The sequence below is a fragment of the Sinorhizobium sp. CB7 genome, assembly GCF_041357635.1.
In the GTDB taxonomy this organism is placed as follows: domain Bacteria; phylum Pseudomonadota; class Alphaproteobacteria; order Rhizobiales; family Rhizobiaceae; genus Rhizobium.
This window is the reverse complement of the sequence record NZ_JAULLL010000017.1, coordinates 90,306-104,360: the sequence shown is the minus strand read 5'-3', so window position 1 is coordinate 104,360 and position 14,055 is coordinate 90,306. Positions and strand designations below refer to the sequence as shown.

The following is a 14,055-nucleotide window of genomic DNA, read 5'->3' as shown; positions in this document are numbered from 1 at the left end:
CATGACGTGCAATCGGGGGAATCGCTGCCGTGTTCATAGCTCATCTGCCGGCCGGTTATCTATTAACAAGCCGTCTGGTTCGAAAGCATCCGACCCGCGGATCCGCGCTGCTTGCGGTGGGTCTTGTCTGCTCGGTGCTGCCGGATATCGACCTCGTCCATTTCTATCTGATCGATCATCGTCGGCACGTGCATCACGACTATCTGACCCATACGCCTTTCTTCTGGCTCGCGGTTGCGGCCCTTCTGGCCCTGGGTTCGGTTCTGGCCGGCAAGCGGCAATGGTTGGTCCTGGTGTGGGCGGGACTGCTCAATGTTCTGTTGCATCTCGTTCTCGATACCGTCGCCGCTGACATTCGCTGGCTGTTTCCCTTCTCGGACATGCGGATGAACCTCGTCCATGTTCCCGCGCTTCATCAGCCCTGGTTCTTGAACTTCATCCTGCATTGGACGTTTCTCTGCGAGCTGGCGATCATCATCGTTGCGATCGTTATGTTCGTGCGTAAATGGCATAAGGGGCGCAGTCGAGTGCCGCAGGAAGCGGCTCTCGGCTGAGCGGTGCGGAGGCGTAGCAGTGCCGAGCCTCGCGAGAGTTTGCCCCTCACCCCAGCCCTCTCCCCGTTTTTGACGGGGAGAGGGGGCGCTCCGAGGCTGCCGCATCCCCTTCGCCCCGCTTGCGGGGAGAAGGTGGCCCGAAGGGTCGGATGAGGGGCGCGCGCCGCACGGCACTGTCCTTCGCTTGCGCTCAGAACGCTCGTCGCTTTCGCTCCTCGCCCCCCTCATCGCCTCGCGCTGCTCGGCACTTCTCCCCGCTGGGGAGAAGGGGGTATTCGCTGCAATCCCTCACTCGAACCCCTTGCCCGCGCGGGGCGAAGGTGCGCGAGGGCGAGCCGGCCTCGCAGTCAACGCATTCCGACATGGGTCCCGATCTGCTTGTCTCGACCCAGGCTCCACCGCCCTCGAAGGTCGCGAGATTGCGAAACGGGTTTCCCTAAAGCTCACAGCTAGCCGTGAACGGTCTCCGCATGCCGCTGCAGGCGCCGGCCGTAGGCCTGGCTGATGCGGTCGAAGATGATAGCGATGCCGACGATCGCGAGGCCATTGAAGATGCCGAGGGTAAAATATTGATTGGCGATCGCTCTCAGCACCGGCTGGCCTAGCCCCTGAACGCCGATCATGGAGGCGATGACGACCATCGCGAGCGACATCATGATCGTCTGGTTGATGCCGGCCATGATGGTTGGCATGGCGAGCGGAATCTGAACGTCCTTGAGACGTTGCCATGAGGAGGAGCCGAAGGCATCGGCGGCTTCGAGCACATCCTTGTCGACAAGGCGGATCCCGAGGTTGGTCAGGCGGATCATCGGAGGGATCGCATAGATGACCACGGCGATCAGGCCTGGCACCCTCCCGATGCCAAGGAGCATCACGACCGGGATCAGGTAGACGAAGCTTGGCATGGTTTGCATGACATCGAGGATCGGATTGATTGCCGCTTGCAGCCGATCCGAGCGCGCCATCAGGATGCCGATGGGAATTCCGATCGCGATCGAGAGTACAGCACAGACGAAGATCATCGAGATGGTCTTCATCGTGTCTTCCCACATGTCGAAATAGCCGATGACGAGCAAAGTGATGAGACAGCCCGCAACGACCTTCCAGCTTCGGCTGGCGAACCATGCGATCAGCCCGATCAGCACAAGGATGATCGGCCAGGGAGTCGTCGTCATGAAACGCTCAGAATGAATCAGGAAGACCTGCAGAGGATTGAAGAATGCTTCGATCGGATCACCGTAGGTCCGCGTGAAGGCGCGAAAGCCTTCATCGATCATCTTCTTGAGATTCCGCAAGGTATCGTCGTTCATATGCGGAAATTTGGTCAGCCATTCCATAGGGAACCCCCTGCCGGACTTCAGTGCCCGGTCTTTGCTTGATTAGCTACTGCATGGTTCCTTAAATCAGAACCGATCCAGGGATAAACCATGCAGTACTTCAAAGTGTTACAGCAACCTTTGTGCGTCTTATGAGACGCATGGGGCTGTAGAGCGGCAAGCGTTTTCTGGACGCGCCAATGGCTCTGCCGCTTTTGACGCAGAGCGTGAAAGGGCAGCGTCAAGGGCGCTGCCCTGAAGCCGATTAATCAAAGCGCAGCTTTGATCTTTTCCGCGGCATCCGGAGAAACCCATTTGGTCCAGAGGTCCTGATTCTCCTCGAGGAAATGCTTCGCGCCATCCTCGCCGCTTGCCTGGTTGTCGGTCATCCAGGCCATGAGCTTGTTGACCGTGTCATTGGTCCAGGCGCGCTTCTTCAGATAGTCCATCACCTCGGGGCTTGCCTGATCGGCGAATTTTTTCGTGACCAGTGTTTGAACCTTGTCCTTCGGCCAGTCATTGGGCTTCGGGTCCGGGCAATCGGCCACGGTATTGCAGCGCTTCCACTCGGCCAGGTCCGCAGGCGCGCCATGCTCAAGTTTCACCATTTCGTATTTTCCGAGCAGCGCCGTCGGCGCCCAGTAGTAGCCGACCCAGCCCTCTTTCCTTTCGTATGCCTTGGCGATCGAGCCGTCGAGACCGGCGGCCGAGCCGGTATCAATGAGCGAAAATCCAGCCTTCTCACCGCCATAGGCCTTATAGAGCTGCGTTGTCACGACCGTACCGCCCCAGCCCTGCGGCCCATTGAATATGGCGCCTTTGCTGGCGTCGTCGGGATTCTTGAAAATTTCAGGATGCTTGAGTGCATCCGGGATCGTCTTGATGTCGGGGTGAGCGTCGGCAACATATTTGGGGATCCACCAGCCCTGGACACCGCCATCCGACAGCGCGACGGCAGCTCCGATCAGCTTTCCTTCCTGCAAGCCGCGATTGACGACTTCCGGGACGAGATCGACCCAGCCCTCGGGCGCTATATCCGGCTCGCCCTTTTCGACCATCGAGGTGATTGTCGGCACCGTGTCGCCCTGAATGATGTTGGCCGAGCAGCCATAGCCTTCGTTCAGTATGAACTTGTCGAGACTGGCCAGCACTTCGGCGCTCTGCCAGTTCATGCTCGCAATCGTCACATCGCCGCATTCGGCCGCGGATGCTGCGCCATGCAACCCGAGGAGTCCAAAAGCAAGGCATGTCGTCGCAAGTAAAGCTTTCATTCCTGTTCCCCTTTTTGAGCGGTGATAAGGGCAAGATCTCAAAAGCACCGCCACAATCGAGATCGAAAACCGCCATCGTCACGCACGTGGCTTTGCGCATTCTCGCCCGGAAAACCGACCTGTACTTTTCAGAATGCGTCAACTGCTCTTCCATAAGCACCGATAGTGCCAATATTCGGTGGAGGATCAAGCCGTCTCGTCCGCTCGCCAGCGACGAAATGGTTTACCTCGGCGTATCGATCTGGCAGCCTGCCTTCAGCCTCGTGACTCCCGTGTCGGAAGAGGCTGGAATGACATGATGGAGCATGACAATGCCTTCTCTTTCGGATGTAGCCCTTACCCAGTCTGATGAAGGCCGCTGGCCAAGTCAAAGAAGAAGAATACTTGATTGGCTGGTGACAGAGACGCAGGGGGAGCGCTTCATTGACAATATCCTCGTGGAAATGTGCCGGCGGCTTCAGGAAGCCGGCGTGCCGCTCGGCCGCGCGAGCCTGCATTTCAGGACCAACCATCCGCAATGGATCGGTGCGCGCATTCTCTGGCGCACGGGGTTGTCGGAGGCCGAAATCCGCACTTTCGACTACGGTGTCGAGGAGACGGAACAATACCTGATGAGCCCGATCAACGAGATCAACAGCGGGGCGCGCGAGGTCCGGCAGCGTTTCGAGGCTGGTTACGACAAGGGCCCTGCCTATGAGCTCTATGACGAGCTGCGCGCGGAAGGCATCACCGACTACATTGCCTGGCCGCTCTACCACACGCTCGGCAAGCAGCACGTCATTACCTTCGCGAGCGACAAGCCAGGCGGCTTCAGCGAGGAAGATATCGTATTCTTCCAGGACCTCGTGCCCGCCATAGCGCTCGTCAGCGAGATCAGGGTGAAGAACCGCATGGCGCGCACCATTCTCGAAACCTATGTCGGGTCCCATGCCAGCGAAAAGATCCTCGCCGGCGCCACGAGGCGGGGCAGCGGTGTGACCGTCAGTGCCGCGATTCTCATCTGCGATCTGCGCGACTTCACGCGGCTTTCGGATCTATGGCCTCGCGACGATGTCATCGAACTGCTGAACGGCTATTTCGACGCCATGTCCGGCCCGATCGAACGGCATGGCGGGGAAATCCTCAAATTCATGGGAGACGGGCTTCTCGCGATCTTCCCGACGACGGACCCAATGGCCTGCATCAATCTCCTCCATGCCATTCGCGAGGCGCAGAACAACGTTGCAGCCCTGAACGAGGAGAACATCCACAAGGGCCGCGATCCACTCAGCTATGGCGTCGGTGTGCATGTCGGAGACGTCATGTACGGCAATATCGGCTCGCGCAACCGCCTCGATTTCACGGTCATCGGCCCGGCCGTCAACATCGCCTCGCGCTTGGAAACCCTGACCAAGGAGGTCAAGCGGCCGGTTCTCTTGTCTCGGGCCTTCGTGGAGATGGCGGGGTGCGAAAACGAACTGGAGAGCCTCGGCTCTTTCCCGCTGCGGGGCCTCGGCGAGCCGGTCGATGTTTATGCCTTTTCCAGCGAGGCGCCGGAGATGCGCAGGATTGCCGTCTGAAGCAATTCCAGGAAAAGTGTGAAACGGTTTTCCGTTCGGAATTGCGTAAAAATAAGGAAAGCAATTCCAGGAAAAGTGTGAAGCGGTTTTCCGTTCGGAATTGCGTAAAATAAGGAAAGGCGATGTCGCGCCGCCGCTGCTTGCCGTCTGCCGAGATCAAAAGCTCTTTGGCTTTCGCGAGCCGCTTCTTTCGAGAATGAACTGGATCGCGCGGCTGATCCTTCTGGCCGCTATCAAGGCAGCGACCAATGTCCATATTGTATGGCAGCCGTTGTTTACCAGCCCTGACGGCGGCTGATCTTGAACAGGTTCGCCCTTTCGATGGCGTCTGCCTCGGCGTCATGTGCCATCCAGTTTTCGATCTGCTGGCGCCGGGACGATGCCGAGCGAACCGGTATCAAAACGGCGCGCGCCATATAGCTGCTTTCGGGGACGAGCAGGGCCTGCAGAAGATTGCTGAGCTGCGTGCGATGAAAGGTAACAGCTCTGACGAGTCCGTTCCAGGCGCCCGTTGCGTTACGGCGTTTGCTGTGCTCCGACATGTCTTCCTCCATTCGGTTGCATCTTGACTGCGAGAATAAACCTCGCGCCCAAGATGGGCATCTATACCGATGTATATACGAGGTAGACATTGATCTTGTTTCTCTAATACTTTGCATGATGGCATCAATGCGTCAGGATCAACATCAGATCGCAGAATGCTCGCGATCTGACGAAGTGGCGCAAATATGCGCGATGGAAAAGGATAACGAGGATGCCTGTCCCTTACCTTTCGATCGACGTTTCCGAGACTGCACGGAAAGAACCGAACCATGTCGAAGTCGCAGAAGACGATGCATGGCTCGAGGTTGTGCTGACTGAGACCTTGGAAGAAACTTTCCCCGTCGAGGAATTTCAGTATTCGTTCCGGTTCGACTGATTACGTGGAAATTCTCGGTGAATGCGATGGCTGCGGGTCAAATTCGAGTCCAGAGCTTTGCCCCTCACCCTAGCCCTCTCCCCGCAAGCGGGGCAAGGGGACGACCGTTCAAACCGGATAATAGATGAGTAACAGAACGTACCGGTTGCATGGATGACAGTTTACCGCTTGCTCGATCGTTCCCTCTCCCCGTTTTGACGGGGAGAGGGCTAGGGTGAGGGGCAGAACTCTCCGCGAATCCGATCGGCCGACGCGCCAAAGCCTCGGTGCCGGGCCGGTTGCTCACGCAATCTTATAATTCGGGCGCACATAGGCGACTTCGAAGCCCGCGCTGCGATAGTTGCGATATGATGCGTATTTGCCTTCTTCGCCTGCCGGCGGTTGACCGGTCTCGGCGGTAAAACCTGTAGCACCGGCGGCGACGCCGGCCTCGAGGCGCCGTGCAATGAGCGCCGATTGCGCTCCGCGGCCACGATAGCCGGGAAGGGTCGTGTCAATGCCGAGCCACCCCCAGTCTCCATCCAGGAAGAGCGCACCGCCGGCGATCGGATCATCGCCGTCATAGGCGAGGAAGATCTTCCATTTTGGCCGACCTATCAGGGATGCGAACCAGGGAACCGTAGATTGCGGCAACCCGAAGCCCGCATGGGCGATGTGGCCGAATTCCTGGGCGTCATGCTCGTCGGCGAGGCGAACCTCGAAAGAGGAGGCTCGCGAAGTCTGTCGAACCGCGTTTGCGCCGCGATGGTGTTTCGCCCAGCCGTTGCCGCTCTTCGCCAGGCCTCGTGTTTCCATCCAATGTCCGATCACATCGGGCTGGACAGGCGGAGGGATCTGTATCGCCCATGACGGGCTCGCATTGTTCTTCAGCCAGGCGATCGCCCGGTCAAGTTCGGCTTCGGTCGCGGGATTGCTATGGCCGAGACAGAGAGCCCGGTTGAACTCGGTACTCGGGATGCTTTGATCCGCCAGAGCGATGAGGGTGCCGAGGCGCTCAAATTTCAGCCCAGACTGTCGAACATAAGCCCCAGGCGCTGCCGCATACATATCCAGCCAGGCCTCGCCTTCGATGCTTTCGATGGCCGCAACATTCGGGCCCGGGCTCGCTTCGACACCTGCGTCCATCATGCGTCTCCCTTGTTCCGCTGAGAGGGGCCTTCAGATCGTACACAGTTTTCAGCGATATTTCGCAAGGGCGCGGAATGATTACAAATGACATCAATGGCGCTCCGTCCTTCAGGTCCTTCCGATCGATACCCGGCTCGTCGCTTCGCACTTAGATGAATTTCCTCCTCAGGTTTTACGATGAGGGTTAGTCGTTTACACATTGAAAAAGCAATCGCTAATTTAGTTATCTATAATAAGATGTAAGTCAGGGCGCACCAAAAAATGCGCAAAATGATCGAGGAAGAGGCTGGCAGCGTTGGGTCTGCCGCCTTCACGTTCGACGGGGGGGAGCATGATTTTTTCCAATCGCATGTCTTTGCGCCTGCCAATCTGCCTGATCGCTGCAGCAATACTCGTTCCAGGAGACTATTTTCTCCGAGGTTTCCCAGCGCTCGCGCAAGGGCAGGCGCCAGGCCCGGAGGCGGCCGCCCAGCAGGCTCAGCCTGCCGACGACCAACCCGCGCCGCTTGACGAAGATGATCTGGAAGTTCTGGTCGCTCGGATCGCACTTTATCCGGACGAACTGATCGCTCTCGTCAGTTCCGCCTCGCTCTATCCGCTACAGATCATCGAGGCGTCGCGCTATCTCGACAACCTCAAGAAGGATGCCAGCCTCAAACCGAAGGATAGCTGGGACGGCAGCATCGTCTCGCTCCTCAACTATCCCGAGATCGTCAAGATGATGAGCGAAGATCTCGACTGGACTCAGACCTTCGGCGACGCGATCGCCTACCAGCAGAAAGATGTTCTCGTTGCGATTCAGACACTGCGCGACAAGGCAGTCGCCGATAACATCATCAAGACCGACGATAAGATCAAGGTCGTTGAGGAGAACGATAACGTCATCATCCAATCGGCCGATCCCGACAGCATTTACGTTCCGCGCTACGAGCCGCAGATGCTCTATGCCGAGGATTATCCGCCGGAACCGATCGGATATTATGCCGATCCCTATCCAAACTATTACTATCCGACGGCGACCTTCTTTGCCGGTGCGGTCACCGGCGCGATTTTCGGCGCCGTCGTGGATTGGGACGATTGGGGCGTCTGGGGCGGGGACTTCGACGGCTCCGACATCGATATCGACTGCGACAAGTGCTTCAACAACATCAACGTCGACAGGAAGATGAATTTCAACGAAGTCGACTGGAAGAATGTCGACCGCAGCAAGATCAAGTTCGACAAGGATCAGTTCTCCAAGCTCGACAGGACAAACGTCAAGAACAAAATCCAGGCGAATGAGCGCAATAATATCCGCGAGAAAGCAAGGGTCGCGAAGAACGAAAACGTCTCGCGTCAGCGCGCCGGTTCCACCGCATTGAACGACGTCCGGGCAAACAGAGTGGGCGAACAGCGCGAGAGACCGGGGGCGGGCGAAGGAGAGCTGGGTGGAGCCGGCCTGGCAGCGGCTGCGGGGGCTGGCGCGGCAGGTGCGATCGCCGCACGAGGAGCAGGCGGCGCTCAGAACCGGCCCGCACGCAATGCCAGGGAAACCGGCAGGGTCAACCACCCGGTGAGCAAGCCAAAGCCGGCGGCGAAACGCGACAATCGACCAAGCCGGCCATCGGGGCTTGGCGAGGTGCGCTCCGGAAAGACGACGAAGCTGCAATCCAACCGCGGAGGCCAGGCGATGGGCGGCGGCATCAGCGGCGGCAATCGACCCCAAAAGCAAATCAGTCGCGGGGGAGGCGGTAGCAGATCCATGCAACGTCCGAGCGGTGGCAGGTCAATGCAGCGCCCAAGCGGCGGGGGCAGGTCGATGAGCCGCGGTGGTGGTGGCGGCCGCGGTGGTGGCGGCCGCGGCCGTCGTTAACAGGATCGAGCGAAGAGGAAGGAAACATGGCAATGCATCATAGCCGCATGATTTTTCGTTCGAGCCTTCTTTGTTCGGGTCTGGGGGTTCTCGTCCTCGGCGTCACGATGCTGGCAGGGGTGGCCAAGAGTGCCGATGGCGACAATCCGCCGCCTCTTACCGAATATGTGGCAGAAGCCGCGCCGCCGGAATATGACGATCCCGACAAGGCCCTTGCGGCGTTCAAGGATGCCCTGACGGCAAATGATTTCGACAAGCTTGCCGGCATTCTAGGTCTCGACGCGCAGAAGCTCAGGACCAGCGAAGGCGTGATGGATACCTTCGATAAGATGAAGGAAGGGGCCGCGAAGAAGATCGTGCTTGGCGACGAGGAAGGACACAAGGTGATCGAGATCGGCGAGGACCTCTGGCCGTTTCCCTTCCCGATCACCAAAGGCGATGACGGCAAATGGGCCTTCGATACGCGTGCCGGGATCGAAGAGGTGATCAACCGTCGCATCGGCGAAAACGAGCTGGAGGCGATCGCGGCTGTTCGCGCCTATGTTGATGCGCAGGAAGATTACGCTGGGGAGGACCACGACGACGACGGCGTCCTGGAATATGCACAGAAGCTGATCAGCAGTGAAGGCAAGACGGACGGTCTCTATTGGCCGGAGGAGCAGGGCAATGGTGAAAGCCCCGCCGGATCCCTTATCAATCAGGTGCAGCTCGGGAAGGCCCGGGAGGACAAGGGATATTACGGCTATCGCTTCAAGATCCTGACCCGCCAGGGCAACAATATCGCAGGGGGAGCCTATGATTATATCATCAACGGCAACATGATTGCGGGCTTCGCTCTCGTTGCCTGGCCGGTCAAGTACGGTGAGACCGGCGTCAATACCTTCGTCGTCAACCGCAACGGTATCGTCTACCAGGCGGATCTGGGGGAGGACACCGAGAGACTGGCGCGGGACATCCAGCAGTTCAATCCGAACGACGATTGGCAGATCACCAAGGATTGACGAGGGCGCACCTTGGCCCGGCTGGGGCTCGCCAATGCGGGCCCTGCCTCTCGGCCAATTTCGCTGCGGCTGGTACTCGCGGGCTGTCTCCGTTCCGACTATTGTCACGATCGCTGCAGGAGGCCGAGAGCCGCATCGGCGAGCTCGTCGGCGCTTGCAATCAGCAGATCGGCGCCTGCTGTTTCCAGCTCTTCCCGGCTGCCGTATCCCCAGAGCACGCCGATTGCGCGCACGTCGTTCGCATGTGCGCCCGATATGTCGTAGCGTCGGTCGCCGACCATGACGCAGCGATCAGCCGCCAGGTCGTTTTCCGCAAGAATATGGGCGATGAGCTCGGGCTTATGGTCGATTGCGCCTCCCGGGACGGATCCGTAAATGCCGTCGAAACAGGCAGAGAGGCCAAGATTGTCAAGGATCCGCTCCGCAAAGGTCCTGCGCTTGGAAGTCGCGAGAAAGAGACGAGCCCGGCCGGTATCATGGATCGCATACAGTGCGTCGGCAATGCCGGGATAAAGTTCGGTCTTCAACAGGCCGTTGTCGCCGTAGTCGGCGCGATAGGCTGCAACACCTTCGGCGACGCGGTCGTCCCCATAGGGCGCGAGCAGATATCGCATCACGTCCTCCATGGGCGGTCCGATGATCGAAGCCAGATCCATCGAGGGCCCCGGTTCATGGCCGAGCGCGCGCAGCGCTGCGCGGCAGCTTGCCAGAATACCCGGCTGGGAATCGACCAAGGTGCCGTCGAGATCGAGCAGAAGGGAAGGGGCGGATCGGTGCATGGCGAGTCGGGTCTCCTGAATGAAAACATCGTCGCCTGCAGATACACGATAAATCCGGATTCGCGCACCGTATCGCCGCTTTGCCTGAACGCTCTAAGTTCGACTTTGGATTTGAAAGACGTGGACGGCTGAGGATAAGAATCTCTTGCCGGTGGTTGAAACAGTAACAAACAGGAAGATGGCGATGAAAATCGGATTTATCGGATTGGGACAGATGGGCTCCGGCATGGCGGCGAACCTGCTGAAGGCGGGGCATGAGGTGAGCGTCTATAATCGCACGCGCGAGAAGGCCGAGGCTCTCACCGGAGCCGGTGCGCATGTTGCCGCCACCATCCGGGACGCCTGCCAGGGCGAGGCGGTCTTCACCATGCTTGCCAATGACGACGCTCTGGAAGACGTGGTTTATGGCGACGGGGGTCTGCTTGCGAGCCTTCCAAAGGACGCTGCGCACATTTCGGCCAGCACGATCAGCGTGGCGCTGTCGGAGAGGCTGACTGCCGATCATGCCGCTGCCCGACAGCGTTTCGTCTCGGCGCCCGTCTTCGGTCGACCGGAAGTCGCCGCCGCAGGCAATCTCTTCGTGGTCGCCGCCGGCGCTGGGGAGGTAATCGAAAAGGTGAAGCCGCTGCTCGATGCCGTCGGGCAGAAGACCTTCATCGTCTCGAATGAGCCGAAGGCCGCCAATCTGTTGAAGCTTAGCGGCAACTTCCTCATCGCCTCAGTGATCGAGTCGCTCGGCGAGGCGATGGCGCTCGTCGAAAAGGGTGGGATCGACCGGCATCAATATCTCGAGATTCTCACCTCGACGCTGTTCACCGCGCCAATCTACAAGACCTATGGCGGGCTGATTGCCGACAGGAAATTCGAACCCGCCGGCTTCGCGGCGCCACTCGGTCAGAAGGACATCCGCTTGACTCTTGCCGCGGCCGAGGAGCTGCGCGTGCCTTTGCCACTCGCAAGCTTGCTGCGCGACCGATTCCTCAGCCTGCTCGCAACGGGCGGCGAAAAACTGGACTGGTCGGCCATCGGCGCTCTCGCAGCGCGGGATGCCGGGGAGGGCTGAAACACGGAGGCAGCATGTCACGTTCGCCCCAGGGCGTGACATCGCTTGCGAGGGCCGAGCGCGCCTTCGAGCAAACGACCAGAAGATCGCCATAAGCTCTTGATTCCAGAATCTATTGCCGGGTTCATGAAGCGGCACTTGAGCGCGGTGTGTTTCAGTGACTGTACCGACATTCAAACCAGCGTCATGTGGCTGCATTATCAGGCGGTCGCGCGGCTGCCCCTGGCGGAGAGCGCGTCGATGACAATCAGCAGGAATGGAATGTCTACCCTTCAGCAAGTCGCCTTTCGCGCCGGATGTTCGGTCGCTACCGCCTGCCGGGTTCTCAACAGGACGGGTCCGGCAAGCGAGGCGATGGTTCGCCGCGTGCGCCGGGCCGCCGCCGAGCTCGGCTATCGCCCGGCGGGCCGCTCGTCCGCCTTCGTACAGAAGCGGCCGGTGGTCGGCGTGCTTATCCCGAGCATCACCAATCCCGTCTTCGCGGCCTCACTGTCGAGCATTGAGCAGCGCATGCTGCTTGCCGGTCATAGCGTCCTAATCGCGCAGTCGAATTATGATCCGGCGCAGGAGGCCGATGCCGTCGCCTCCCTTATCAGCGAGCGCCCGACAGGGCTGATCCTGACCGTCTGCGATCCGAAGAAAAGTCCGGCGCTTTCACCGCAGCTGCCGCCGACCGTGCTGCTCCATAACCGCCCGACCTCGCGTTTTGCGGCGGCGGTGACGACGGATAATTTCATGGCGGGCCGTGAATTGACGGAGCTGCTGCTGAAGCGTGGGCATCGGCGCATCCTGTTCATCTCCGGCCATTTCGGCGCTTCCGACCGGGCGCTGCTGCGCTACCAGGGATATCTGAGTGCCATGGATGAAGCCGCTGTACCCGCTCTCGATGCCTGCGAAATTCCGTTCATCAACAGCTTTGAGCAGCTTGATCTGACGGATCCGATATCCTCGCTGGACCCGACCGCCATCATCGCCTCGAACGATCTTCTCGCCTGTGGCGTCATTGGGGCGCTGCGCCGTCTCAATCTCTCCATCCCGCGGGATGTCTCGGTCGCGGGCTTCGACGGCATTGCGATAGGCCGGCTGATGGATCCGCCCCTGACGACGGTCGAGATGCCGGATGCCACGATGGGGGCGGCCGCGGCCTCCCTGCTCCTCGACATGGCGGAAAATGCAGCGCCCGCCCGCCACCTGACGGTGTCCTACAGGCTGCGTCCCGGCGGGACTGTGCGCGATCTCAACGCAGGCTGACAGTCTCTTCACCGAAAAAAAGCCGCCCCGTGAGGGGCGGCGAAATTTTCTGGCCTTTGGCTCAACGAGATCAGCTGCGCGGCAGCAGGCCCTGGACGTCGGCGGCCGCGTCGTCGAGCGCTTCCTTCGGCGTCGCCGACTGGTCGACGATGCGCGACAGGTTGTCGACGATGGTCTGGGTGACCTTGACGCCGTTCGAACCGGGGAAGGCGTACCACGGAACCATCAGCGACATCTGGCTGAGGCCTGCCCGGAACAGCGGGTTCTTCTGGTAGAAGTCGCCGAGATATTCCGGGGACTTGGCGGCAAGCTCGTTGTTCGGCACATAGCCCGTGCCCGGAACTACGACGGAGGCGCCATAGGGGCCGGCGGCGAACTTGGCGAACTTCCAGGCGGCTTCCTGCTTGACCGGATCCTTCGTCAGGATGACGACCGCGTTGCCGCCGGTCGGCAGCTTGCCGTTGACCGGATCGATCAGCGGGATCTTGGCGGTGCGCAGATCGAACTTGCTGCCGACGTTCTTGATCGTGTTGACGAGCGCGCCGGTCGTCTGGAAGGCGAAGCCGACCTTGCCGGCCGCGAAGGCCTGTTCACCGGCCTGCTTGGTGAAGACCGGCATGCCGCCTTCCTTGACCAGGCGGGAGATGATCTCGACGGCCTTTTCGCCTTCCGGACCGTTGAAGGCAACCTTGCTCTCGTCCTCGCTCAGCATCTTGCCGCCGGCGCCGAAGAGGAGGGCGGAGAACATCCAGTCGTCGCCCTGCCAGCGGAAGTCGATGCCGTCGACGCCGTTGCCGAGCGCCTTGATCTTTGCCCCGAGCGCGATGACCTCATCCCAGGTCTTCGGAGGGCTGTCCGGGTCGCCGCCGGCAGCTTTCACCAGATCGGCGTTGTAGTACATGATCGGGTTGGACGTCGCGAAAGCGAGGCCGACCTGCTTACCGTTGATCTGGGCGAGCTTGAGGATGGTGTCGGAGAAGCCCTGTTCCGCCATGTTGCCGTCCTTCTGGACGAGCGGCCCGAGATCGACGGGGACGTTGCGCTCGTTGATCATGCGCAGACGGTTGAGGCCGATGAAGGTGACATCCGGCAGCTCGTCGGTGCCGACCTGGCGCAGGATCGTCTGGATGCCTTCCTCGTAGGTGGCCGACGGGCTGGCGAACTGGATCTTGATGTCAGGATTTTCTTCCATGAACTTCTTCGAGATCGTGTCCATCACGTCCTTGAAGAAGCCCGGCATGGGATAGTGGACCGTCAGCGTCGTCTCGGCATAGGCCGGTACCGACACCGCCATGGAGATGGCGGCGGCGGCGAGAAACTGGGTGATATGCTTCATCGCTCGTGCTCCTGGGTTGAAGCCGG

The 14,055-nt window shown here is 60.0% G+C and carries 14 protein-coding genes; 8 read left to right on the top strand and 6 right to left on the bottom strand.

Annotated features, from left to right (window positions below; genetic code table 11):
• Positions 1-29: 29 nt before the first annotated feature.
• The gene (locus tag AAE029_RS27315) at positions 30-554 is read left to right on the top strand and encodes a metal-dependent hydrolase (RefSeq protein WP_371076044.1); all 525 of its coding nucleotides are present in this window, start codon (positions 30-32) and stop codon (positions 552-554) included.
• Between the two features lie 449 nt (positions 555-1,003).
• Here the strand turns inward: AAE029_RS27315 and AAE029_RS27310 are convergent, their stop codons facing one another.
• Both AAE029_RS27310 and AAE029_RS27305 read right to left on the bottom strand, forming a co-directional pair.
• Complete coding sequence (locus AAE029_RS27310) at positions 1,004-1,891, bottom strand: ABC transporter permease (protein ID WP_371076043.1); 888 nt, start codon at positions 1,889-1,891, stop codon at positions 1,004-1,006.
• 248 nt (positions 1,892-2,139) lie between these two features.
• On the bottom strand, positions 2,140-3,141 hold the full coding sequence (locus tag AAE029_RS27305; protein ID WP_371076042.1) for an ABC transporter substrate-binding protein: 1,002 nt from the start codon (positions 3,139-3,141) through the stop codon (positions 2,140-2,142).
• On the opposite strand from AAE029_RS27305, the gene AAE029_RS27300 reads away from it, so the two are divergent.
• Both AAE029_RS27300 and AAE029_RS27295 read left to right on the top strand, forming a co-directional pair.
• On the top strand, positions 3,117-3,440 hold the full coding sequence (locus AAE029_RS27300) for a hypothetical protein (protein ID WP_371076041.1): 324 nt from the start codon (positions 3,117-3,119) through the stop codon (positions 3,438-3,440). The genes AAE029_RS27305 and AAE029_RS27300 overlap by 25 nt on opposite strands.
• 12 nt (positions 3,441-3,452) lie before the next feature.
• Complete coding sequence (locus tag AAE029_RS27295; protein ID WP_371076040.1) at positions 3,453-4,700, top strand: adenylate/guanylate cyclase domain-containing protein; 1,248 nt, start codon at positions 3,453-3,455, stop codon at positions 4,698-4,700.
• A 275-nt stretch (positions 4,701-4,975) separates the two neighbouring features.
• Here AAE029_RS27295 and AAE029_RS27290 read toward each other — a convergent pair whose 3' ends face one another.
• Positions 4,976-5,242: a hypothetical protein gene (locus AAE029_RS27290; protein WP_371076039.1), complete on the bottom strand. Its 267-nt coding sequence runs from the start codon at positions 5,240-5,242 to the stop codon at positions 4,976-4,978.
• Positions 5,243-5,454: 212 nt separating this feature from the next.
• On the opposite strand from AAE029_RS27290, the gene AAE029_RS27285 reads away from it, so the two are divergent.
• Positions 5,455-5,619 carry a hypothetical protein gene (locus AAE029_RS27285; protein WP_371076038.1) on the top strand — a complete coding sequence of 55 codons (165 nt, stop codon included), beginning with the start codon at positions 5,455-5,457 and terminating at the stop codon, positions 5,617-5,619.
• 282 nt (positions 5,620-5,901) lie between these two features.
• Here the strand turns inward: AAE029_RS27285 and AAE029_RS27280 are convergent, their stop codons facing one another.
• Positions 5,902-6,747: a hypothetical protein gene (locus tag AAE029_RS27280; RefSeq protein WP_371076037.1), complete on the bottom strand. Its 846-nt coding sequence runs from the start codon at positions 6,745-6,747 to the stop codon at positions 5,902-5,904.
• 331 nt (positions 6,748-7,078) lie between these two features.
• On the opposite strand from AAE029_RS27280, the gene AAE029_RS27275 reads away from it, so the two are divergent.
• Positions 7,079-8,599, top strand: coding sequence for a DUF3300 domain-containing protein (locus AAE029_RS27275; protein WP_371076036.1), 1,521 nt, complete (start codon positions 7,079-7,081; stop codon positions 8,597-8,599).
• 32 nt (positions 8,600-8,631) lie between these two features.
• A complete protein-coding gene (locus tag AAE029_RS27270) occupies positions 8,632-9,600 on the top strand; it encodes a DUF2950 domain-containing protein (protein ID WP_371076095.1) in 969 nt (322 codons plus the stop codon).
• 104 nt (positions 9,601-9,704) lie between these two features.
• Here AAE029_RS27270 and AAE029_RS27265 read toward each other — a convergent pair whose 3' ends face one another.
• A complete protein-coding gene (locus tag AAE029_RS27265; RefSeq protein ID WP_371076035.1) occupies positions 9,705-10,379 on the bottom strand; it encodes an HAD hydrolase-like protein in 675 nt (224 codons plus the stop codon).
• 184 nt (positions 10,380-10,563) lie between these two features.
• On the opposite strand from AAE029_RS27265, the gene AAE029_RS27260 reads away from it, so the two are divergent.
• On the top strand, positions 10,564-11,442 hold the full coding sequence (locus AAE029_RS27260; protein WP_371076034.1) for an NAD(P)-dependent oxidoreductase: 879 nt from the start codon (positions 10,564-10,566) through the stop codon (positions 11,440-11,442).
• A gap of 261 nt (positions 11,443-11,703) precedes the next feature.
• Positions 11,704-12,693 (top strand): substrate-binding domain-containing protein, encoded by a 990-nt coding sequence (locus tag AAE029_RS27255; protein WP_371076033.1) that lies wholly within the window; start codon positions 11,704-11,706, stop codon positions 12,691-12,693.
• A 70-nt stretch (positions 12,694-12,763) separates the two neighbouring features.
• Here the strand turns inward: AAE029_RS27255 and AAE029_RS27250 are convergent, their stop codons facing one another.
• Entirely contained in the window at positions 12,764-14,029 is a 1,266-nt protein-coding gene (locus AAE029_RS27250; RefSeq protein WP_371076032.1) for an ABC transporter substrate-binding protein, read from the bottom strand.
• Between the last annotated feature and the right edge of the window lie 26 nt (positions 14,030-14,055).